At 55.9% G+C, this 23492-nt stretch carries 18 protein-coding genes; 15 read left to right on the top strand and 3 right to left on the bottom strand.

Translation table 11 applies throughout. From position 1 onward, the window contains the following. Window positions 1-170 precede the first annotated feature (170 nt). The 4 genes from AC0L8N_RS04555 (at window position 171) to AC0L8N_RS04540 (ending at window position 6956) form a co-directional block, all read left to right on the top strand. Window positions 171-3098 (top strand): TonB-dependent receptor domain-containing protein, encoded by a 2928-nt coding sequence (locus tag AC0L8N_RS04555; RefSeq protein ID WP_473666391.1) that lies wholly within the window; start codon window positions 171-173, stop codon window positions 3096-3098. Window positions 3099-3411: 313 nt separating this feature from the next. Further along, on the top strand, window positions 3412-5130 hold the full coding sequence (locus AC0L8N_RS04550; RefSeq protein WP_473666390.1) for an aldolase/citrate lyase family protein: 1719 nt from the start codon (window positions 3412-3414) through the stop codon (window positions 5128-5130). A gap of 82 nt (window positions 5131-5212) precedes the next feature. Continuing rightward, complete coding sequence (locus AC0L8N_RS04545) at window positions 5213-5539, top strand: high-potential iron-sulfur protein (protein WP_473666389.1); 327 nt, start codon at window positions 5213-5215, stop codon at window positions 5537-5539. Between the two features lie 91 nt (window positions 5540-5630). Then, window positions 5631-6956, top strand: coding sequence for a cytochrome c (locus tag AC0L8N_RS04540; protein ID WP_473666388.1), 1326 nt, complete (start codon window positions 5631-5633; stop codon window positions 6954-6956). A gap of 248 nt (window positions 6957-7204) precedes the next feature. Here AC0L8N_RS04540 and AC0L8N_RS04535 read toward each other — a convergent pair whose 3' ends face one another. After that, window positions 7205-8083 carry a M55 family metallopeptidase gene (locus AC0L8N_RS04535; RefSeq protein WP_473666387.1) on the bottom strand — a complete coding sequence of 293 codons (879 nt, stop codon included), beginning with the start codon at window positions 8081-8083 and terminating at the stop codon, window positions 7205-7207. A gap of 389 nt (window positions 8084-8472) precedes the next feature. On the opposite strand from AC0L8N_RS04535, the gene katG reads away from it, so the two are divergent. Both katG and AC0L8N_RS04525 read left to right on the top strand, forming a co-directional pair. Then, entirely contained in the window at window positions 8473-10731 is a 2259-nt protein-coding gene (gene katG / locus AC0L8N_RS04530; RefSeq protein ID WP_473666386.1) for a catalase/peroxidase HPI, read from the top strand. A 191-nt stretch (window positions 10732-10922) separates the two neighbouring features. Beyond that, window positions 10923-11378, top strand: coding sequence for a GNAT family N-acetyltransferase (locus AC0L8N_RS04525; RefSeq protein WP_473666385.1), 456 nt, complete (start codon window positions 10923-10925; stop codon window positions 11376-11378). Between the two features lie 153 nt (window positions 11379-11531). Here AC0L8N_RS04525 and AC0L8N_RS04520 read toward each other — a convergent pair whose 3' ends face one another. Continuing rightward, window positions 11532-11996, bottom strand: a complete 465-nt coding sequence (locus AC0L8N_RS04520) for a GNAT family N-acetyltransferase (protein ID WP_473666384.1) — start codon at window positions 11994-11996, stop codon at window positions 11532-11534. A 329-nt stretch (window positions 11997-12325) separates the two neighbouring features. Here AC0L8N_RS04520 and AC0L8N_RS04515 point away from each other — a divergent pair, with 329 nt between their 5' ends. From AC0L8N_RS04515 to AC0L8N_RS04505, 3 genes are all read left to right on the top strand, one after another. Next, window positions 12326-13624, top strand: a complete 1299-nt coding sequence (locus AC0L8N_RS04515; RefSeq protein ID WP_473666383.1) for an MFS transporter — start codon at window positions 12326-12328, stop codon at window positions 13622-13624. Between the two features lie 173 nt (window positions 13625-13797). After that, window positions 13798-14490, top strand: a complete 693-nt coding sequence (locus AC0L8N_RS04510) for a VIT1/CCC1 transporter family protein (RefSeq protein ID WP_473666382.1) — start codon at window positions 13798-13800, stop codon at window positions 14488-14490. 298 nt (window positions 14491-14788) lie between these two features. Then, window positions 14789-15970, top strand: coding sequence for a S41 family peptidase (locus tag AC0L8N_RS04505; protein ID WP_473666381.1), 1182 nt, complete (start codon window positions 14789-14791; stop codon window positions 15968-15970). 46 nt (window positions 15971-16016) lie between these two features. Here AC0L8N_RS04505 and AC0L8N_RS04500 read toward each other — a convergent pair whose 3' ends face one another. Then, window positions 16017-16604 carry a MarR family winged helix-turn-helix transcriptional regulator gene (locus AC0L8N_RS04500; RefSeq protein ID WP_473666380.1) on the bottom strand — a complete coding sequence of 196 codons (588 nt, stop codon included), beginning with the start codon at window positions 16602-16604 and terminating at the stop codon, window positions 16017-16019. A 129-nt stretch (window positions 16605-16733) separates the two neighbouring features. Between AC0L8N_RS04500 and AC0L8N_RS04495 the strand changes: the two genes are divergently transcribed. The 6 genes from AC0L8N_RS04495 (at window position 16734) to AC0L8N_RS04470 (ending at window position 23451) form a co-directional block, all read left to right on the top strand. Beyond that, entirely contained in the window at window positions 16734-16970 is a 237-nt protein-coding gene (locus AC0L8N_RS04495) for a thioredoxin (RefSeq protein WP_473666379.1), read from the top strand. A 279-nt stretch (window positions 16971-17249) separates the two neighbouring features. Beyond that, window positions 17250-17801: a redoxin domain-containing protein gene (locus tag AC0L8N_RS04490; protein WP_473666378.1), complete on the top strand. Its 552-nt coding sequence runs from the start codon at window positions 17250-17252 to the stop codon at window positions 17799-17801. Between the two features lie 145 nt (window positions 17802-17946). Then, complete coding sequence (locus AC0L8N_RS04485) at window positions 17947-19188, top strand: MgtC/SapB family protein (protein ID WP_473666377.1); 1242 nt, start codon at window positions 17947-17949, stop codon at window positions 19186-19188. 152 nt (window positions 19189-19340) lie between these two features. Further along, window positions 19341-19880: a hypothetical protein gene (locus tag AC0L8N_RS04480; RefSeq protein WP_473666376.1), complete on the top strand. Its 540-nt coding sequence runs from the start codon at window positions 19341-19343 to the stop codon at window positions 19878-19880. Between the two features lie 96 nt (window positions 19881-19976). Then, on the top strand, window positions 19977-22112 hold the full coding sequence (locus tag AC0L8N_RS04475; RefSeq protein ID WP_473666375.1) for a TonB-dependent receptor family protein: 2136 nt from the start codon (window positions 19977-19979) through the stop codon (window positions 22110-22112). A gap of 10 nt (window positions 22113-22122) precedes the next feature. Then, window positions 22123-23451, top strand: coding sequence for a PepSY-associated TM helix domain-containing protein (locus tag AC0L8N_RS04470; protein WP_473666374.1), 1329 nt, complete (start codon window positions 22123-22125; stop codon window positions 23449-23451). The last annotated feature ends 41 nt before the right edge of the window (window positions 23452-23492 follow it).

Here is a 23492-nt window from a genome sequence, read left to right as displayed (position 1 = left end):
CAGACTGAGAGTTCCTAACCGCCGCCTTGAACGACACCATTACTCTTGTTCGATACCTGACACGGCCGCCCAGTAGTGGCAGCAATGCCCTGTCTGGATGGAAGAATAGCCAAGACATTTTACAAATTTATGTACACCGATAGCGCCCAATTAGGGGGGGATGAAAGAAGATGAAGAAAGTTAACAATTGCGCACCGTGCGTGCCGTGGAGATCGACAGTCTCCAAGGCCGGTAGCGTCGTGCGTTACGCCACTCTTACGGCATTGCTTGCCGCAGGGTCGGCTGTAGCGCAGCAGAACGCGTCCGATACCGAAGAAAGAATCGAAGAAGTTACAGTAACCGGCACCATGATTCGCCGTGACGGTTACGAAACCTCAACGCCGGTCTCCGTGCTTGGAGAAGAAGCGCTGGGCAAGATGCCCGTGACACAAATCGGTGAAGCTGTCGAACGGCTGCCGGTTTTCCAAGGTTCTCAGAATGCCCGCAATAACGTCAGCGTCAGTGACGGCACGGCCGGCACGAACCTGCTGAACCTGCGCGGTCTGGGTAACAACCGCACACTGGTTCTGCTCGACGGCAAACGTGTCGTTGGTGCAGCCCTTGGCGGCGGCACCGATAGCCGTGGTATGGCGGTCGACATCAGCAACTTTCCTACGGGATTGGTACAGCGCGTTGAAGTGGTAACCGGCGGTGCATCTGCCGTTTACGGTTCTGACGCAATGGCGGGTGTCGTCAACTTCATTCTGGACAAGGATTACACTGGCTTCAAAACCAGCCTCCAGGCAGGAACGACAACCCACGGTGACGGCGAAACATTCCTGGCGTCCTTCACGGGCGGACTGCCGTTTGCCGGTGGTCGCGGTCACTTCCTGTTCGATCTTGAACACGGTTATGACGCCGGCATCGAAGGCAAGCCACGCGACTGGACTGAGGAGCCTTATGCCCTCATCCGTAACCCGGCATACGCTTCAGACAACACCCAGCCGTTCTACACCACGATCGAAGAAGCTGGACTCTCAGTTGCTACGCGCGGCGGCTTGATCGTTGGATGCTCGGTCCCGGGTGGTGGCGCATGCCCACTGCGTGGTACGCAATTCCAGGCCAACGGTACGCCGCTGCCGTTTGAGTTCGGAGACATTGTAAGTGGTGTCTGGATGTCAGGCGGCGATTGGCAGACGTCGAGGATTGACCGCGAAACCGGTTTGGCCTTGCAGCAGACTCGTGACAACGTGTTCACTCGCGCCAGCTACGACGTTACCGATTCGACCACCGTCTACGGTGAGTTGCTTTGGGGTCGTTCCCAGTCGGTTAACCCGGGTACCGCCCTGCCTTTCAACCTTGGCAACGTGACCATTCAATCAGGTAACCCGTTCATTCCACCGTCAGTACAGGCTCAGATGACGGCTGAAGGAATCACTTCTTTCACAATGGGTACTGTAAACGGCGACGCCGGTAACGCCATGTTCACTGGCGAACGCGAAATGTCGCGTCTCGTTTTGGGTATTGAAGGCGAATTTGACGCAGTGGGCAGTGCCTGGACCTGGGAAGCTTCTTACGTCAACAACCAGTCGGACATTCTCACCACAACGCCAAACAACAAAATCACACCGTATTACAACAATGCAGTTGATGCCGTTGTAAACGGCGCTGGTCAGATTGTTTGCCGAATCAATGCTGATGCCGATCCGTCTAACGACGATCCGGATTGTGTTGCCTACAACAATATGGGTACAGGTGTTCTCTCTCCGGCGGCCAAGGAATATGCATTCGGCACCGGTTGGGCGGAAATCCTTCTCGAGCAGCAAGTGGTATCTGCAAGTGTTTCGGGTGAACCGTTTGAAAGTTGGGCCGGCCCGGTATCTCTGGCATTTGGTGCTGCACACCGCACTGAAGAAGTCAGCGGTGCCTCCAGTGAGCTTGACCAACAGGCGGCGTTCCTCGGCGGTAACTACAATCCATCGTTCGGCAAGTACGACGTGACCGAAGGTAATATTGAAACCGTCATTCCGTTGGCCAACGATGTTGCGTTTGCCAAGCAGCTGGACCTCAATGCTGCAGCGCGCTGGACGGATTACAGCACGTCCGGTCAGGTTACGACCTGGAAAGTGGGTGCCAGTTGGCGTCCAACTGACGACCTGCGTTTCCGCGTAACCCGTTCACGCGATATCCGTGCTCCGACGCTGGGCAACCTGTTTGACGCTGGTTCGTCCGGTACAGGCACTGTCACCGATCCGTTCCTGAACGTCGAAACTCAGATGATCAGCCAAGGCCGTGGTAATCCCGATGTTAAACCTGAGGAAGGCGACACGACGGGTATCGGTGTTGTATATCAGCCGTCCTGGTTGCCCGAGTTCTCAATCTCGCTCGATTACTACAACATCGAAGTCAGCCAGGCGATCTTGACGGTTGGTTCTCAGGAAGTGTTGGATCGCTGCTTCGCTGGCGACGCGATTCTGTGTAACAGCGTTATTCGTGGAACTGACGGACTTATCGATCGGATCCTGACCCAGCCGCAGAACCTCCTTGCGCAGAACGCACGGGGCTACGACCTGGAAGCAAGCTACCTGTTTCCGCTGTCGACCTTCAACGCTGAATGGGAAGGCGATCTGTCTCTCCGCGCCATGGTCACCGTCGTAGACAAGCTGGATACGATTGATCAGACCACGGTTGTTGATGGTGTCGGCGTTACGGCCAGCAGTATTGGTGGCCCAGGCTTCGGTCTGGAATCGTCCAAGGTTCGTTACCTGACGATGCTCACCTACATGAACGGTCCGCTTGATGTCACATTGACCGCTCGTGGCATGGACTCTGGCGTCTACAACAACTCGTACATTGAGTGTGTTCCAGGATCCTGCCCGGTTGCTACAGATGCCAATCCGACAGTCAACGACAATCATATTGATGCCATTACGTACTTTGACCTTGGCTTCAACTATGAAGTTGGCGACGGTACGGTCTTCTTCTCTGCTCAGAACGTATTCGATACGGACCCACCACGTGTGGCTACCACGAGCTTCTGGTCAGGTGCAGGCAACATGCAGTTCTATGAGCGGTCTGGCCGGATTCTTCGGGCTGGCATCAAATATGAATTCAAGTAATAGATTCATAGCGACTGTTTAGTTCGATGAGGCTGATAAACATGTCGTATTCAGTACGTCGTGTAGCAACAATAGCCTCGTAATACGGAACCCGCGGCCTCCAACCGAGGCCGCGGGTTTTTTTAATTGTGATCAGGTAGTCTCGTACCTGAATGAATGCCAAGCGACAGGCGAGTCTTTTTGCCGGTCGATTTCGTCGACCATTGTTTGCAGCGTTCACCGTTCCCGACTTTCTTGCTGAAGATCTCGGGCATGTACGTAACGATTTTTGCTGGGCTCATTAAAAGAGCTCTGTGCCAGTTTGGAGTACGGTATGAAAGGTCGGCATTATTTTCTTGCAGCGCTGGCGTGCGCTCTGTTTTCTTTGACATCACTGGCGCGTAGCGCCGACGAATTTCCGTTTGCTGACATAGCTGCGCGCGACTTGCAGGATGTCGATTTCCCACGAATGCAAGAGCTCGCGAAGGATGTCTATGCCTACGAGGGATTGCATTCTCCGCTGCCTAACGGCGTTGTATTTAACAGTGTAAGCCTGATTGTTGTTACGTCGGACGGTGTGCTGGTCGCTGACGGACAGGGCGATGTATGGCAGACCAAATTGATGATCGAAAGCATCAAAAAGCTGACATCGAAGCCCGTTAAGTACGTGGTCGTCGCTTCCGACCACCCGGATCATGTCGGTGGCAATGCTGCCTTCAAAGCGGCGTATCCTGGCGTCCGGTTTATTTCCACGACAGCTTCGCAAAACAAGCTCTCGAACACGGCTTATCGTCCCACGGAAATCGTTGATGACGAAAGAACCCTGAAACTGGGTCGTACCGAGATACAGATTCTGAATCTGGGCCGCGCTCATACCGGCGGCGATCTCGCGGTCTATCTGCCGAAGAGCAAAGTAATGTTCCTCGGTGAGATTTACATGCGCGGCCTGTTTCCGGCGATGCGTTCGGCATACCCGAGTGAGTGGGTTGCTACGATCGAAAAAGCTCAGGCAATGGATGTGTCCTGGTACGTTACCGGACACGGCTTCGTCGACGATGCGGCGACCATGAAGCGCGATCTTGAAACCTATAGGCAATCCATTGCCGCTGTAATCAAAGAATCCAAGCGCTTGCATGCCGCCGGTTATCCTTGCGTCTCTACCAAAGATTGCGCGGCCGTGGCCGAAGCCGATTGGGGGCAATATGCATCGTGGACTGCGAGCAGCAACCAGGCACCGTACGTGATCAAGCGGGTCTACCAGGAAATTGAAGGAACGCTCGACGCGAATGCCGTGTCTGGCCGGTCCAATCTGATAGACCTGTGGGCATCGGGCAAAGCGGCTTTTGGAGAGTATGTCACGCAGATGCGTAAACCGGGTGAACCGCGCTCCGACGAGCCGCCTCGGTACACTGTTCAGACAGGGCTTAATCTGGCAGCGAATCCATTGTTGGACTACGCGTTCTTAAACCTGGAGCAGCATTACGACCTGGACTCAGCGCGCAATGTCGCCAAAGGTCTTGGCAGCGGTGGTCCGAATGAAGCGATGGCCCTGATTGTCCGTATTCCGCCGATCTCAGAGGATGGCGTGGAAACCTCGCGGGCACGGGTTAAAGAATTGCTTGCTTTGGGTGCAGATGGTGTGGTGCTGCCTCACGTTCGCAGCGCCGAGGAAGCTCGCACGGCTATATCTTTCTTTGAGGGTTACAACGTGTGGTCTCCGTCCAACCCGAACGGCGATGTCGTTGCGATGCTAATGGTCGAAGACCCGGATGTGTTCGCCGAACTTGAAGAAATTGCCGATATGCCAGGCTACAGTGTCCTGGCCTGCGGTATCGGTAGCCTCACCAATGCATTGGGTGGCGACAAAGAAGCTGCTGAAGCACTCAATCTTGAAGTGTTGGCACATAGCCAGCGGGTCGGCATGGCTGACGTTATTACCGCCAACCCGGCGTCGGTGGCAATGCGTGTGAACCAGGGCTTCCTTGGATTACTGGTGTATGGGCCACAAGCGGATGAAACCGTTCGCCTGGGCAGAGCTGCAGCTGGTCGTTAGTTCATGATACTGCCAACGAAAGTTTTGTCCCGGCGTTCCGCAGGATGCTATGTTCGTTGGCAGATGAAAGACAGGAGTCAAAATGAATAAGAAAATATCACGCCGTACGGTTCTCTTGCGCGGTCTTCAGATTCCCATTGGTGGCAGTGTCCTTTTGGGGTTGGGAGCCTGCGGCAGCGACGGCGGTACTCAAGTCTGCGCTGACCCGAATCAAATGACCTCCGCTGAGGAAAGTGTCCGCCGTACACTCAAGTACACTGAAACCTCGGCCGATCCGGCAAAGGTATGTGCGGGCTGCGCATTCTTCCACGCACCTAAGGAAACCGGTGGCTGTGGATCGTGCGAAATGTTCGGTGGCAAACCGGTGAATCCGGCTGGCCACTGCGACTCGTGGAGCGTGGACTCTTAAGTTGACGCCTTGACCGCGACCTTCATCAGTCGCGAGTAAGAACCATCGGGGCGCCAACCCTGATGGTATTCATTATTTTGGGTAAATAATCGTGAAAAAGATCGGAGTAAAAATGATTACGTTCGAATTCGGTTGCAGCAGGCCGACCAAGCTCGCGGGTGCACGCGCCTCCGGATTTTTCCGGAGTGCGGTATTGTCAGTTGTCCTTTTCGTGGGCTTTGCGAATGTTGCGAACACGGCCAATGCAGCTGAACTTACCGATATTGAAAAACGCGGTGAGTACCTGGCTACCGCTGGCAATTGCGTGAGTTGCCATACGAGCGATAATGGCAAGGCGTTCGTGGGCGGTCTTGATTTTGAAACTCCGTTCGGCACGATTTACTCGACGAATATCACCCCGGACCCTGAAACCGGTCTCGGCCAATGGAGCCTTGAAGAGTTCACGGCGGCCATGCGGGAAGGCGTCGGCCGGGAAGGCGAACACCTGTACCCGGTTTTTCCCTATACCTCTTTTACGAAAGTCAGCGATGAAGATATCGCCGCGATATTTGCGTACCTGAAGACCTTGGCTCCTGTGAAATCGACTCCGCCGGAGAATGATCTTGGCTTCCCTTACAACCAGCGTTGGGCTCTGGGCATCTGGAAGGCCTTGTACTTCGACGAGGAGCGGTTTGAGCCGCAGCAGGACCAGTCGGCTGAATGGAATCGCGGCGCTTATCTGGTAGAAGGGCTCGGCCACTGTGGCATGTGTCATTCACCGCGAAACTTCATGGGCGCTGTAGATACCGATCTCGCAATGACCGGCGGCCGCTACATGGAACGCGTTGAGGGCAAGCTTTCAGCGTGGTCAGCACCTAACCTCACTTCCGATGCTAGCGGCCTGGCGATGTGGGCCAACGAAGATATTCAGGACTATCTCAAGCTGGGCTTCAGTCATCGTGCGGGTGTATTCGGGCCGATGAACAAGGTAGTAGTGAACAGTACCCGCCACATGTCTGTTGAAGATGTGCAGGCAATGACAGTCTATTTGAAGAGTCTGCCCGCCAATGCGCAGGATCAGGATAAGCCCGCCAAAGAAGATGTCTTGCGAACGGGCTCGTTGCAGTACGACATTCATTGCGGAACGTGCCATTTGCCAACCGGCGAAGGTTCGTCAGAGACCGGACCACCGTTGCTTGGCAGCCCCGTAGTCATGGATGCAGATCCTACTTCGCTTATTAACATCACTCTGTACGGTGCCCAGACACCTAAAACCTCGCCGTCGCCTGAGTGGCAGTCGCGGGAGTGGCAGCGAATGGAACGCTTTGATGGCAAGTTAACCGATGAGCAGGCGGCAGCGCTGTTGAGCTTTGTTCGTAGTTCGTGGGGGCACAAGGCCGGCGCGGTTACCGCGGAGCAGATTGCGGAGCAACGCTAGCGATACGGTTTGCCTACCTGAGCTATCTCGTGGCGGCTTGAGAATGCCGTGCACGAGAAGGGTCTCGTAGTAGAAAGGGCCGACCCGGCAATGTCATCCTTGATGTCGTTGGGTCGGCTTTTTTGTGAGCAGAACGTTTGATTGCCGCTGTCGGTGGCGGATCATGCCGGGCCTGTTCGAATAGTCTACTCACAAAAAAAGGCTCCCTGCGGAGCCTTTCGATGATTCGCAATATCTCTGCTCTGTGGTCAGCGGCGCATTCCCTTGTACGCGCTCATGATTTCAAGCACGTCTTTGCCGACATAGGTCAGCTCCCAGTCGCCGGTTCTTTTTGCACCCGGGTACAACGCGCCTTTGTTGACATTCCTTTCTGTCTTCAGTGTCAAAGTAAGGGTGTAGGGCGCTCGTAGCTTGTAAGGTTTGTAGTCGTCTAGGTTACGCAGAGCTCGTTCAACGCCTGCGCGAATCTGCTCGCGCGCGACTTCAGGGTGCAGGTTAAGAGCGGCCTGACCGATGCCTTCTTTGACTGCCACAGTTTCCACGTTACCCAGCAGCGCCCTGGCCTCATCGCAAATAGCTTTGTCGCCGGCAATGAATACGACCGGAACGTCGTAGTGGCCAGCCATCAGGGCGTTGTAGCCTGCCTCAGGCATGCGGATGCCATTGACCGCTACATTGGTGACATCGCCTGACGAGGTGTGGCCGAGCACGCTGTTTGGAGTTCCGGCACTAGCGTGATAGCCGATATAGACAGCGGCGTCGTAACTGGCGTCGATACCCTCCATCATCACCATGTGGCCATCCGACCAATCGCGCAGCAGCCTGGAGTTGCGGTTCAACATTTCAGGCAACAAGTTCAGTGCCGATCCGTGGGAATCCCGCACTACGATTTCAGTCGCGCCTGCGGCTAATGCGCCCTCAATTGCGGCATTGGCTTCACGTGTCATCGTTTGCCGGAAGTAGTCGTAGTCCTTCCCGGTCCGGCGAACATCGTCGACATTCACCGCACCCGTGATGCCTTCCATATCGACCGAGATGAACACCTTGAGGCCATCCCGCGATTGCGCACCTGCGCTGCCAATCAGCACGAGACTCAGCAATATGCCCTTGGTAAGTGAGTTCTTCATTTGTTCCCCTTGGTTAGTGTCTTATTGTTCTGTAGAGACAATATAAAACAACCTGGACGTTGCCAGTTGTGGTTCTCACGTCGAATGGGTACTGACGATCGAGACGGGCTTTTCCGCCATAGAAACTTGACCAGGAATGACGCCAGCAAGGCCTGCGCGCCGACTAAGAAAAATGCCTGCCGGCCGGACGAAATTATTGACTATCAGAGGGGTGCTGGTTGCAGTGCCTGCACCCGCATCCGACGACGAAAATGGTGCTAGTGGTGGTGTCAGACAGAAGATCGGAAAAATAGGATAGTACGAGAGAAATAAACGTATTTATCGAACATTTATGTTGCGCTCAAATCGAAGTCGCTCAGCAATTTTGCTTAGCAAACAGGGAGAGTCCGATGCGCAAACAAACTCTGAATTTTCTGGTTTCGTTGGCGGTGGCTATTACGCCGCTGGCAGTGGCCAACTCTGCGTCCGCAGAGGAGGGACCAAAGTCGAATCAATTCTGGTGGCCAGATAACCTTGACCTCGCGCCACTGCGGCAACACGGTATTGCTTCTAATCCGTTGGGTGACGACTTCGACTACGCAGACGCGTTTACCAGCTTAGATCTCGATGCCGTCAAAGCAGACATCGAAGCGTTGATGACCACGTCGCAGGATTGGTGGCCGGCAGATTATGGCCACTACGGCCCGTTTTTCATTCGTATGGCGTGGCACAGCGCTGGTACCTATCGGGTCATTGACGGCCGTGGCGGCGCCGGTGGAGGGCAGCAGCGATTTGAACCACTGAACAGCTGGCCCGACAACGCTAACCTCGACAAGGCCCGTAGATTACTTTGGCCCGTGAAACAGAAATACGGTCGTAGTATTTCCTGGGCGGATTTGATGGTACTTACCGGCAATGTTGCTCTGGAATCGATGGGCTTCAAGACCTTCGGTTTTGCGGGCGGACGACAGGATGACTGGGAGGCTGATCTGGTTTATTGGGGACCGGAAAATGAGTTCCTTGGCGATGAACGTTACAGCGGCGACCGGAAACTGCAAAAACCCCTTGGTGCAGTTCAGATGGGCCTGATTTACGTAAACCCGGAAGGTCCGAACGGCAAGCCAGACCCGTTGTTAGCTGCGCAAGATATTCGCGAGACATTCGGTCGCATGGCAATGAATGACGAGGAGACTGTGGCACTGATCGCGGGCGGTCATACTTTCGGCAAAGCACACGGTGCAGCAGCCCCGGCGGATTGCGTTGATGTTGAACCCGCAGCGGCGGGAACGGAAATGCAAGGCATGGGCTGGAAAAACAAGTGTGGCAGTGGCAACGCTGGCGACACGATAACCAGTGGCCTTGAAGGCGCGTGGTCGGCGAATCCTACGGCATGGACTACGCAGTACCTCGATAACTTGTTTGGCTTCGATTGGGTGATGTCTAAGAGTCCTGCAGGTGCGACTCAATGGGTGCCTGATACAGAGTCTGCGGCCAATCTGGTCCCTGATGCATTCGATGCCAGCAAGCGGCATGCACCCATCATGTTCACGACAGACTTGTCGCTGAAATTTGACCCCAGTTACAGGCAGATTGCGAAGCGCTTCCAGGAAGATCCACGGGAGTTCGAGCTGGCGTTTGCGAAAGCCTGGTTCAAGTTGACTCATCGAGACATGGGGCCACGCGAACGCTACCTCGGCGATGATGTGCCGGCTGAACTGCTGTTGTGGCAGGATCCTGTGCCTGCGGTTGATCACCAACTTGTGGACGAAAGTGATGTTGCTGCGCTTAAGACGAAGATCCTGGATTCGGGGTTGACCGTACCTGAGCTTGTCCGTACCGCATGGGCTTCCGCGGCGAGCTTCCGTGGAACGGATATGCGGGGTGGTGCTAACGGTGCGCGCATTCGACTGGCTCCTCAAAAGGACTGGGAAGCAAACAATCCGGCGGAATTGGCGAAGGTGCTGAAGCGCTTGTCGTCAATTCAGGTGGCTTTCAATCGGCAGCAGTCTGGCGACAAGAAGGTCTCGCTGGCCGATTTAATTGTGCTGGCTGGCGCGGCGGCCGTTGAGGAAGCAGCAAGGGCGGCGGGTCACGACGTTCAGGTTCCGTTTTCGCCAGGGCGTAGCGACGCAACACAGGCGCAAACCGATGTGGAATCGTTCGCCGTTCTGGAGCCAACCGCTGATGCCTTCCGCAACTACTACAGCCAAGAAAGCCGTATGTCGCCTGCCAGAATGCTGGTCGACAAGGCTAGTCTGCTGAATTTGTCGATACCCGAGATGACGGTGTTGATCGGTGGGCTGCGCGTATTGGATGCGAACACCGGCTCGATCAAACATGGCGTTTTCACCGATCATCCAGGTACCCTCAGCAATGACTTTTTCGTCAATTTATTGTCAATGTCCACCCAATGGTCAAAATCGCTGGCAACAGAGGGCGTCTATGAAGGTCGAGATCGTGTTAGTTCCAAGCTGAACTGGACTGCGACCCCGGTTGATCTGGTCTTTGGATCGCACGCAGAACTTAGAGCGGTTGCCGAGGTTTATGCCGAGCGGGGTGCCGAGCGTCTGTTCATAGACGACTTTGTTGCCGCATGGACAAAAGTCATGACTCTGGATCGATACGACCTCACCCGGCCAGTCTCGGGCTATAACTACGCCAGTCGATAGTGGCGACATAGTCAGAGCGGCCGATTTGGCGGCTTCTGATGGCGATTAACGGCGGCGGCGCATGGTGTGCCGCCGTCTTGCGTATCGACCGGTGCGCAACCTGGGTCTGTATTTGCTGCGACGAATACGTTTGGTGTTAATGTCACTCCCTTCAATTAGCCGTTAATGAGCACGGCCACAGGGAGACTTGCATGGAGACAAGCATTCGTTGCCTGAGCAGTGACGACACCGAATTATTGAATTCAATCGCACCAGATGTGTTCGATTTCCCCATCGACCCTCACCAGCTTCAGGCCTTCCTTAATGATCCTCGTCACGTGATGGTTGTCGCCATGAACGGTGACATTGTCGTTGGTATGGCTTCCGCTGTTGAGTATTTTCACCCCGACAAAAAGCCGCAAATGTGGGTGAACGAGATCGGCGTTACGCCTGAGTATCGGCGGCAAGGCCTGGGTCGACGATTGCTCGAAACTTTGCTGCAAATTGCGACCGAGCGGGGTTGCGTCTTCGCCTGGCTCGGCACTGACGCGGACAACAAGGCCGCACAAGCGTGTTTCCAGTCTGTTGCCGGTGTCGAGCCACCACAGCCGTTTCTGCTCTACGAATGGCACCTTGGCAAACCACCTGACGACACAGCGACAGACTGAACCGTTCTGCGAGCAGTAGGAAATAACGTCCACACATTGGCGGTTCAGCCGGTCGGTCTTGAGTGTCGCGCAGGTTCCTCGCCAATAAAGCACCGGCGCTGGCCATTGCCAGCGGAAAGCGCGCCACCCAGCTGTTGTACTGGGCGATAGTGTTTAATCGGTTTTAGGCGGCGTTGCGAGGTAGTACGAGTAATACTCTGTGTCCCGCTCATAACCCAGTGTTTCGTAGAGCGACTGAGCGGTCGTATTGTCCGTTGCTGTGCTCAAGGTCAGGCCCTTTGCGCCCGTTTCAACAGAGTAATCCCTGGCCGCATTCATTAGCCGAGTCCCGACTCCGTGGCCACGAGCAGCGCGGTCTACGTACAGATCATTGAGTATCCACATCGACTCCGCCGATACTGAAGAAAACGTCGCAAACAGCTGCGTAAACCCCAGGTAGTTGCCAGACTCATCTTCGGCAAAAAAGATGACAGATTCGTCGGCGCTAAGGCGGTCAGTCAGAAAGCAGAGTGCAAGGTCCGGGTCGCTTTTCTGTTGGTAGAAGACGCGATAAGCATCGAACAGTTTCGCAATTCCAGCAACGTGATCGAGTGATGCGCGCCTGATTGTAATTGTCATTGAGGTACGTTTCCTTCTGAAATTGACGACGAGCTACGAGAGTATCCGGCTATGAGCAGGCTTTCCAGCGAAGTAAGCGGCTATTCGGGAGTGGGTTGTTACGCATCGTCTCAGCGCCAGGGTTTTTGCAGCATTACAGACAGGGCCTTTCCAGCAGCTTCTCTGCTGAGTTGGCATTGACCTGATAACGGTCTTATGACGACAGAAGATGATCGTTTTCCTGCAATCATTGACGTAGACCGTTAAGCGGCTTATCGAAGCGGCTCGCATGATGTAATGTGCCGGGGCATCTACCCATTCCAGAAAGGTACACCCGCAGGGAAAGCAGTATGAGGTCCGACTCTAGAGATATCCTGGCTACTGCACCGATGAAGCCGATGCAGTGGCTTATCGTCACCGTCTGTATTTTGTTGACCGCACTGGACGGCTTCGATGTGCTGTCGATCAGTTTCGCCTCGCCGGGCATTGCTGATGAATGGGGTATCAATCGTGCGGCCCTGGGCATCGTTCTTTCCATGGAGCTTATTGGCATGGCCATAGGCTCGATGATTTTTGGCAGTATTGCTGACAGTATTGGTCGCCGACCCACCGTCTTCATTGCATTGTCTTTGATGACCTTCGGCATGTACCTCGCCAGTACAGCAAACAGCGTCGAGATTCTCTCGTTGTACCGCTTGCTGACCGGGCTGGGTATTGGTGCCATGCTGGCAACGGCCAGTGCGCTGACCGCGGAGTTTTCCAACGTTCGTCGACGCAATCTTGCCGTTGTCTTGATGGCAGGGGGCTATCCGGTTGGGGTGATCATTGGTGGCGTAGTTGCTACATCATTGCTGGCTGACTATGGTTGGCGTTCGGTCTTTTTGCTGGGTGCCGGCGGGACTGCAGCGTTCTTTCCAATAGTGTGGTTTTTCCTCCCGGAGTCAGTGGCCTATCTGGCCGAACGACAACCGTCCGGCGCTCTGCAAAAAATTAACAAGACGCTGAGCCGAATCGGTCATCCGCCAATCGAGGTGCTACCAGAATCGCGCCCGCGACGTGCTGCGTTGAGCGTAAAAGAACTGTTTACACCGCGATTACGGCGTACAACCGTGTTGCTAACGGGCGCGTACTTTTTTCACATCACGACGTTCTACTTTATTCTCAAATGGATTCCCAAGATCGTGGTCGACATGGGCTTTGATGCATCGATGGCCGGTGGCGTTCTCGTTTGGGCCAATGTCGGCGGACTTGCAGGTGCGTTGCTGATCGGCTTGCTGAGCTTGCGTTACCGGATACAAGGACTGGTTGTTGCCGCGCTCCTGTGTGGTGCTGCGGGCGTGGTCTGGTTTGGCTTCGGTCAGTCGGACCTGACGGGGCTGTCGATGGTGGCGGCGTTTGCAGGATTCTTTACCAATGCTGGCGTGGTCGGTATGTATGCGATGTTCGCGCACAAGTTTCCTACCGACGTTCGTGCGGGCGGCACTGGCTTTGCGATTGGCGTTGGGCGTGCCGGTTCCGTGCTCGGGCCCATGCTGGCCGGTTTCTTGTTTGCCGCCGGTGCGGGGCTGCCGGTAGTGGCAACGGTCATGGCCAGTGGTTCAGTGCTTGCGGCGGCGTTGTTGCTGTTTATCAACGGCGAGTCTCGATAGGCAGGTGCGGCCAAGGAATAGATTGTTGGGCGTCGCTTCATCGCGGTCGACGGCTTTAGTCTGCCGCACGGTTGGTCGCGGCGGCGCTGCGTGGTTCATCAGGTCCAATCCCATGAATTGACGCCGGCGACGATTGCGTCAGGCGTGGCAACTGTAAGTACGGGGTACGATGTATGGCCGTTGAAGGGCATGAACACAAGGTCAATCGGGTTGGGTGGTTACGTGCAGCGGTACTCGGTGCCAACGACGGAATTGTTTCCACCGCCAGCCTCATTATCGGCATCGCGGCTGCAGGTTCCTCGCAGGAAAGTATTCTTCTGGCTGGTGTAGCAGGACTGATCGCAGGTGCGATGTCGATGGCGGCCGGCGAATACGTCTCGGTCAGTTCGCAATCGGACACCGAAAAAGCGGACCTCGCTATAGAGCAGGAGTCACTGGAGCAGAATTTCGAGTTCGAACAGCAGGAGCTGGCCGAAATTTACGAAGGCCGTGGTCTGGAGCCGGGACTCGCCCGTCAGGTCGCGCAGCAATTAATGGAACACGACGCACTCGGCGCGCATGCCCGAGACGACATCGGGATATCAGAAAGCATCGTCGCCAGGCCTTTCCAGGCGGCCTATTCATCGGCGGCGGCTTTTTCAGTGGGTGCCGTTTTACCGTTGCTGGTTGCATGGGCAGCGGCGGGGCCAGGTCAAATCGCCTTTGTTGCCACGTCGTCGCTAATATTTCTGGCGATGCTGGGTGGCGTCGCCGCGCATGCGGGCGGGGCGCGCATACTGACCGGTGTAATACGAGTCGTATTCTGGGGGAGTCTTGCCATGCTGCTGACCGCACTGGTAGGCAGTTTGTTTGGAGTCGTTGCATAACAGTTGATAAATTTGTTGCTGGCTACTGATTCCGCATCCGGCCACACCGACCAGATTCGCACGCAACGGCTATTGCGATCTCATGTTGCCGAGACGCTTCTGCCATGACGGGTTGGGGTTGCCGGAGAGTTGGCGGGCGAGACGCCCCATACTTCAGAGCAACTGTCATTGCTGCCGTAAGTGCAGAACGCAGCAAGTCGATGTGCTGCAGAGGAAATCGACGGAGGTTGTAACAATCAAAAGCACTTGTACTCGAATTCTGACGCTGCTTGCGTTGATACCGAGTGGCGTACTTGCCATGCCCTTCGACAAGGCGGATGCATGGCGCTCGGACCTCGACATGTTGTCAGATACTTTGCAGGAACGGCATATAGATCTCTATCACCGCGTTTCCGAAGAGGAATTCGTGGGGGAGCTGGCCGAAATCAAAGGCCGTCTCGACGATGTAAATGAAGACGAGGCGCTGGTAGCGGTGATGCGGCTGATTCGCAGGATCGGTGACGGACATACGGCGATACCTTTGTGGGATATGCCGTACACGCAATTCCCTTTCGGTATTTCGATCGTGGAGGGTGTGCCGTTGGTCACCGCAACCGATGACGGCCACGCGGCCCTGCTTGGTGCGGAACTGACGGCCATCAACGGCATGCCGGCGCGCGATGTCATGAATCGGCTGGCCGGGATCGTGCCTTTTGTGGAGAACGTGCAGTCCGCAAGGGTCCGCACGGGGGCACTCCTGATGAACACCCGCCTGCTGCATGGCCTGGGTGTGATCAGCGACACTGCGGCGACGGACCTGACTTTCCTGGCAGGCGCGGAAATGCGCGTTGTTAGGGTCCTGTCGTTGGATAAGTCTGACTACGGTACCGCCGTTATCCGAACCCTGGACTATCGGGCGAGCAAGCCGTTTGATCCGGTATACCGTTACAACGATAAGTTTTGGTTCGGTGCTTCTGCCGACAAGAAATCAGTGTATGTCAGGATGGACAGCTACCCTCCCAACTCAGCGATCGCAGAGTTCGGTGAAGAAATTCTGGGTTTCATAGAGCAGAACCAAACGCGCAACCTCATCATTGATCTGCGCGAGAATTTTGGTGGTGACTTCTTCATTGGCCTGCACCTCGCAAGCTACCTCGTACTGGCTGATTCTGTCGACTGGCGTAAAGGCGTTTACGGCCTCATAGGTGAGAAAACGTTTTCAGCGGCCATGAGCAATGCTGTCCAGTTTCGGCAACTGCTGAATGCCCGGTTGATTGGTCAGCCGACGGGCGCGAACCCATGCGGTTATCAGGATCTGGGGCAGTTCAAACTGGCAAATACCGGATTGGTGGTTACCTATTCGAAACGGCGTTACTGCTTTGAAGATCATGGACAGGATACGGTCAAGCCGGATGTCACGATCAACGTTTCCGTCGACGACTGGCGAAGTGGTCAGGATAGCGTGCTGGAGTGGGTATTGCAGGACGCTGGTATTCGTTGAGGTTGGCCGACCCTTTGCTCATCCGATCAGGTCGATGCTTGCGGTCCTACAGAGCTGTACGCGGTTCCTGCGCAGCGGGGAGCTGTTCATAACAAATTGCCTGCGCTTCTGGTTCCGCGAGCTTCGCTTCCAGTAGCAGACAGTAGTGCGGACCTCCTTCGGGGTGTTTCTTCGCAAAGTATTGGCAGTCCCTGCATTGACCAAATGGCTGCCGATCCTGCGCGCTTAGCCGGGCCGCCAGTAATGCTTCCAGGCCGAGAGCGAGACCGGGCTGCGTCGTTGAATCCAAAGCCTGCACAGCATCGACCGTGGCGCGCAGCGGATCGTGTCGCAACAGTGCCTGACCTTTGCTGGTTATCGACAGTAACTTGCTCCGCTTGTCCTGTGGGTCCGTGCGCTTTCGGACGTAGCCTTTGTTTTCCAGGCTGTTAAGAGTTTGCGAAACAGTGCCTTTGGTAATGCCGAGGTACGCAGTGAGTGCGACGGCGGTTCGCGAAAAACGGTTGGCACGATCCAGGTAGCGCAGGGCTTCCCAGTGCACGGGCAGCAGACCTTCGGCGTGCGCTTCCGTTGTGATCAAACGACCAACACGCTCGATGAGCGCGGCCACGCGGTCTGCAGGATTTGTTTTCATGGGCAAATAGTATCGACTCAATACGAGGCTTGCAATCAGTGTCGTTGCTGATTAGTATTCATAAGGTATCGAGTCGATACGAAAAACAACAGCCCCAGTTATTCCGAATTTCTACAAAGGATCAATACCATGACTACCAAAGCGACTTTTTTCCATGCCGGCTGCCCGGTATGCGTTGACGCCGAACAGCAGTTTGCCGAAAGCCTGAATCCGGACAAGTTTGACGTTGAGATCGTCCATCTCGGTACAGCACCGGAGCGTCTCGCAGATGCCGAGAGAGCGGGCGTAAAATCGGTTCCTGCGTTCGTTATCGGAGGCGCGACGTACCACATCAATTTCGGCGCCAGTCTCGCAGACCTGAAATAAGCCGGCCAGAAGTGGCGCCGGCCACGGTCGGCGCCACTGTTGCGATGTTTCCCAGAGCCCCGGCACGACGTTCTTATCAACGTTCTGAGCGGAGCAACGGTGGGCATCAGGACCTGCTGGCTAGCCGCTGGCACTGGCGCACGTGAGCTGTCTGTCCGGGTACAGGATTGCCTCAGGTCGGCAGGCAGACCAGCGCGCCGAAGTGCAATTGCCCGGCGGTCACTCAAGTCAATTTTGGAATCACGGTCGCCAATGACCTATTCGAGATGAGAGCAGACGATGTACGAAGCTCCGGAGTTAACAGTAAGCGATTGGCTCAATACCGACGCACCGCTCAGCCTCGCGGCATTGCGTGGCTCGGTCGTGGTTATTGAGGCCTTTCAGATGTTGTGTCCTGGCTGCGTCTCACATGGCTTGCCGCAGGCCAAGCGCGTGGCTGAGACGTTCAGGGATGAGGACGTGGTGGTGCTGGGCTTGCACACGGTTTTCGAGCATCTGGAGGTGCAGGGTACCCACAGTGCACTGGCCGCATTTATGCACGAGTACCGTATACCGTTTCCCGTTGCTATCGACGCGCCTGGCGAGAACGGGCGCTTACCGGAAACAATGTCGGCCTACGGGATGCGGGGAACGCCGACGCTACTCATGATCGATCGTGCAGGCATGCTCAGGCAGCAGTACTTCGGTGCCGTTGATGATATGCGCCTCGGCGCGGAAATCATGTCCCTGTTGCGGGAGGCCGGCGATGGCGCTGCATACACCCAAACGTCGGACGATGACGACCGGGAATCCGCAACAGCATGCGATGACGATACTTGTACTGTGCAGTAGCCGGCGCGGGGTTGCGTATTAGCTCGTTGCCGGATACCCGAGCATTCGGTTCAAGCCACCGCCAGAACGGTTGCCAACAGTGGTCCGAGTACCGCGAATGACGGTAGCATAGCCAGCGACGTTTCCTGTTGCCGCGAGGGCTCAATTGGACCAGCAAATATTCAACGCATTCGGTATCGCATTATTGCTGGGGCTGCTCGTTGGTTTACAGCGGGAATGGGATAAGCATCCGCTAGCCGGTATTCGCACCTTTACGCTGATTACGGTGTTCGGCGCAGCCAGCGCACTGCTGGCCCGAGACTATGGCGGCCTGCTGGTCGCTGCCAGTCTGATTGCGGTCGTCGCCCTTCTGATAACCGGTAACTGGATGGCGGAGAATGGCAATCAGGACGCCGAGTCCGGACAGACGACGGAGATTGCGGCGCTCGTGATGTTCGCTGTTGGCGCCATGTTGATGTCCGGCTATACGCTGCCGGCAGTTGTTCTGGGTGGGGCCACCGCTGTGCTGCTGCACCTCAAGGAGCGGCTGCAATCGGCGATCGTTCGTCTCAGCGCAAGCGATGCACGGGCGATATTTCAGTTCGTACTGATCGCGCTGGTTATTCTGCCGCTGTTACCCGACAAAGAGTATGGGCCCTACGCGGTCCTCAATCCGTTCAAGGTCTGGTTGATGGTCGTATTGATCGTTGCGATCAGCCTTTGCGGCTATTTAGCCTATCGGTTTGTAGGTGTTCGTGGCGGGGCTTTGCTTGCCGGCGTTCTGGGCGGCTTTATTTCAAGTACTGCGACCACCGTGAGTTATGCCCGCCAGTGCGCGGAACACCCGAAGGCGATTGGTACGGCGGCCATGGTGATTGTCATTGCATCGACGATAGTTATGGTGAGGGTTGCCATTGAAATCGCTGCGGTTGCGGGCGGCTTGCTGAAGAGTCTGTTGCCGCCTTTGATAATGCTTTTTGTCTTCATGCTCAGTGCAAGTGCCTGGCTCTATTACCGAATGCAACAGGCCCACACCGAGCCACCGGCGCACGGCAATCCATCACAGCTGAAGCCCGCAATTTTCTTCGGTTTGCTGTACGCCGTAGTCTTGTTCGTGGTGGCTTTCGTGGACGACCAGTTTGGCCATAAAGCCATCTACGTAGCCGCGACGATTTCCGGATTGACTGACGTTGATGCGCTTACTTTGTCGGTTGCCGAGCTTTATAACCAACAGCGAATTGAAGACGGCATGGCCTGGCGCGCAATTCTTATCGCGACGCTGTCGAACCTTGCGTTCAAGGCCGGCGCGGCTGGGGTGTTGGGTGGCAGGAAGCTCTTCGCTGTAGTTGGTACGGTGTTTGCAGCCACTATTGCATTGGGTGTCGGTCTCATTCTGTTGTGGCCATAGCTATATCGCACAATTTTCCGGATTGTTAATACCGGCAACGCCGCTGGATTAAGTGTTGATTCAGCCCTGTCCGCGGTGTCGAACGGCCATAGCAGAATAGGTCGACGGCGTTGGATATCCGTGCTTATACTGGGGCGGCTTGGACTCATAAAATGACAAATACTTTTACCAATCGCTCACGACTTCGACTAATAAGCCTGATTTTTCTTGGCTTAGCAGTACGTGTGCTGACGCCCGCGGGATACATGCCGGCGTCGTTGGCAGAAGGTGGTCCTTTTGTGTTGTGTCCGGGCGGGCTGTCGGGAGCTGCGTATTTTCTGCCGCCTGACCGTGCCGCCGACGGCGCGCATGATGCTCATACACAAAGTACGCAGGGACAACCAGGCGTTCACGGCCAAACCTTGCTCGTCGACGTTGGTGCAGATAGTCAAAGTATCCACAGCGGCCACGCTGATCATGGTCAGAGCGCACACGACGACGATCAGCATAGCGGGCACGAGGCAAGTACCTGGGAGTTCTGTCCCTTTGGAGCCGTCTTTGGCTCATCCGGGCTGACTGCGGATATTGCAGCACCGGTTCTCCTTGATGCGTCAGGCTACCTGGCAGACGTATCAAACGATGTCTTTGCATCTACAATTGTTCGAACCTATCGCGCACGCGCGCCTCCACAAGCAAAACCTCTCTATACCTGAAGCAGCGACTCGCTGCCGAATTGACCGATCGCTGCTACGCGGACTTCCGCCGTGCAATGTTCGGGTGTGTAGCTATTCCATAGAGGTTTTAACCGTATGAATACCAATATTCGTACTGCGGTGTACGTGACGTCGCTAGTCGTGGTGCAACTGTGCACCCAACTCGCACTTGCGCAAGACAAGAAAAGCGACGATGACAATCAGGTTATTGATGCCATCACTGTGTTCGGCACCCAGAGCAATCTGGCGTCCGCCGGCGCGGAAGCCGCATTGACGCCCGGTGGGGTTGAGCTGATTGACATGGATGAGTTCCGTGAACGCAACGTATCCAGCCTGGCGGACGTGCTTCGGCATGCACCGGGGATTTGGTCTACCAGTGACAATGGCAGTGAAGCCATCTTCTTTTCCAGTCGTGGCTCCAATCTCGACTCGACCGACTACGACATGAATGGCATCAAATTGTTGCAGGATGGCTTGTCGGTCACATCGGCCGATGGCAATAACCACAATCGCATTATTGATCCGTTGAGCGCTCGTCATGCCGTGGTCGCCCGTGGCGCGAATGCCATGAAATATGGCGCCAGCACACTCGGTGGCGCAATCAACTTTGAGTCGGTCACCGCGCGGGACGGCACCGGCGCAGACCTGTCCTTGAACGGCGGCAGTTTCGGTCAATTACAAACACGTCTGACGTTGGCAGATAACTTCGACAACGGTCTGGACGGATTACTGACCATTGAGGCGAGGCAATGGGAAGGCTACCGCGACCACAATGAGCAGGAGCGGTTGGGCTTGTACGCAAATGCGGGCTGGCAAATTTCGCCTGACGTGGCAACGCGGGTTTACGCAACCTGGATAGACAATGATCAGGAATTACCAGGCGGTCTGACCCGCGCACAAATGCTCGCGGACCCCGAACAGGCCGCTGCCTCAGCTGTCAGTGGTAACTTTCAAGTGAACGTCGAAACCTGGCGGCTGGCCAGCAAGACCAGCTGGAAAATCGACGAATGGCAGCGCCTGGACGTCGGCTTTTCTGTGGAAGAGCAATCACTGTTTCATCCGATCGTTGACCGCGTTATGGTGGATTTCGACGGTCCCGGGCCCGCCGAACCGGTTGAAGTATTCAGCTTGCTGATCGCAACTGAGCAGCGTGATCACGGGACCGCGTTGCGTTACAAATATACGGGTGACCGGCATGACATCGTTGCCGGCGTCAACTATGCGCGGAGCAGTGTCGAGGGCGGCAACTACCGTAATCTGGGCGGTCAGATCAATGGCCTGAGTACGGTCGTCGATAACAGTGCGACGTTACTCGAGGCGTTTGTCATGGATCGCTGGAAGCTGAGTGAGCAACTGACTTTGGTGCTCGCTGCACAGGCGGTGTCGGCGGACAGAGAAGTTCGCAATACGGATGTTGCATCCGCCGTGCTGACCAATCCGCAGGACAGCTACGACGGGATCAATCCGCGTATAGGCATCGTCTACACTGTCAGTGACGGCGTTTCCTTGTACGCCAATGTCAGTCGCTTGTTCGAGCCACCGACCAACTACCAGCTACAGGACAATGTAAGCGGTGGCGATGCAACGCTGAAGGCAATGAAGGGCGCAGCCGTGGAAGTCGGTACCCGCGGGACCCGCGAATTTGGCAGCGACAATCGCTGGAACTGGGATGTATCGATCTATCACGCAAAGATTGATGACGAAATTCTATCCGTCGAAGATCCTGCGGCTCCGGGAACCAGCCTCGCGACCAATATCGACAAGACCTTGCATGCCGGGCTTGAAGCGATGGTTGCTGGCGAATTTGGCCTCGGTGAATCGGGTCGACACTATCTTGCGCCGCTCTTTAGCCTGACGGTCAACGAATTCAGTTTCGATGAGGACGCGGTGTACGGCGACAATCAGTTGCCCGCAGCGCCCGATTATGTGCTGCGTGGCGAAATGATGTATCGCAACGATCGTGGCTTTCAAGTCGGTCCTACGTTCGAGCGGGTAGGCAAGCGCTATGCGGACTTCGCCAATACCTACACGATAGACAGCTATACGCTTATGGGGCTTCGCGCCGCCTGGTCGGGTGAACGCTTCAGCGTGAACGCGACGGTGAACAACGTGTTCGATGAGAATTACGTGGCGAATCACAGCGTGCGTAATATCGCGGCGGAGAGTGATGCAATCCTGAATCCTGGTACACCGGTGTCCGCCTATGTTGGCGTTCGCTGGTTGCTACGCTAGGAGCCCTGCGATGACGCGTAGCAATCTCTACCGCGCAGTCTGGCGCTGGCATTTTTATGCCGGAATTTTCGTCTTGCCATTCCTGATACTGCTGTCAGTAACCGGCGGTTTGTACCTGTTCAAGGATGAGATAAACAGCCGCTTGTACGACGACCTGCTGCACGTCGAACCGGGTTCGGCGAGGCTGCCCGCAACTTCGCTGGTGCGGGCGGTTTCCGCTGACTCCGATGGTGACATTGTCGGCTATATGCCGCCGTGGACTGAGGATAGTTCGGCGCGGGTTATCGTTGACGACGGTGCCGGCAGTTCCAGGTTCGTGTTTGTTGACCCGTACCAGGGATCGGTGCTCGGCGAGGTAGCGCGCGGCCAGTTCGGCAATCTGCCATTGATGAATTTGATCCGGCGACTCCACAGCCTTGAGCAGGTCGGTTGGCTGGGCAATCGCTTGATCGAGATCGTAGCTGGCTGGGCATTGATACTGGTATTGACCGGTGTCTACCTGTGGTGGCCGCGCGGTCGCCGGGGTGGCGTAGTGAGTGTCAGGCGGAACGCCGGCCGGCGCTCCTTTTGGCGCGATCTGCACGCGGTAACTGGTGTGTTCGCTTCGTTGCTGATTGTGTTCCTGGCCCTGACCGGCCTGCCATGGTCGGGCGTATGGGGAGACAATCTCAAGCGGGTCATAAACGATGCCGGGCTGGGTTATCCGCCGGGGTACTGGTTTCCGGTCGTGGAGTCGACGGTGCATATGCACGACACGGTCGTTCCGACACCGTGGACGACAGAGCACATGCCGTTGCCGTCGTCAGGCAATGACGGCAACGTCGCGATTGACCTCGATACTGCTATTGAACTTTTCGACCGCAAGGGCATGCCGCCAGGCTACGCGGTCAATATGCCGCGCGGTAGCGGTGGTGTGTGGTCTGCATCGGTCATTCCGGACAAAGTGCAGCAGAGCCGAACCATGCATCTCGATCAGTACAGTGGCGAGCTGTTGTATGACGCTCGCTATTCGGATATGGGTACGGCGGCGCGTGCTATTGAATGGGGCATCAGCGTGCACACCGGTCAGCAGTTCGGCCGACTCAATCAGTGGCTGATGCTGTTGACCTGTGTCGCGATACTGTTGATGTCGGTGGCGGCCATGATTATGTGGTGGCAACGCCGACCGGAAGGACGCTTGGGTGCGCCCAGCCACGTTAATGGCTACCGTATTCCGCGCGGCGTACTGGTGATACCCATGGTCGTTGGAATCATCTTCCCGTTGGTTGGTCTATCTCTGCTGACGGTACTTGCTATCGAGGCATTGTTGCCGGCAGCGCTGCGTGCGCGGTTCAACTAGCCAGCGGGATGACCCGGAAGTGCCCGGTATCGTGACTTAGA

It is taken from the genome of Woeseia sp. D3-10 (assembly GCF_055809415.1).
The sequence above is the reverse complement of the archived record's forward strand: the minus strand, read 5'-3'. Positions and strand labels throughout refer to the sequence as shown.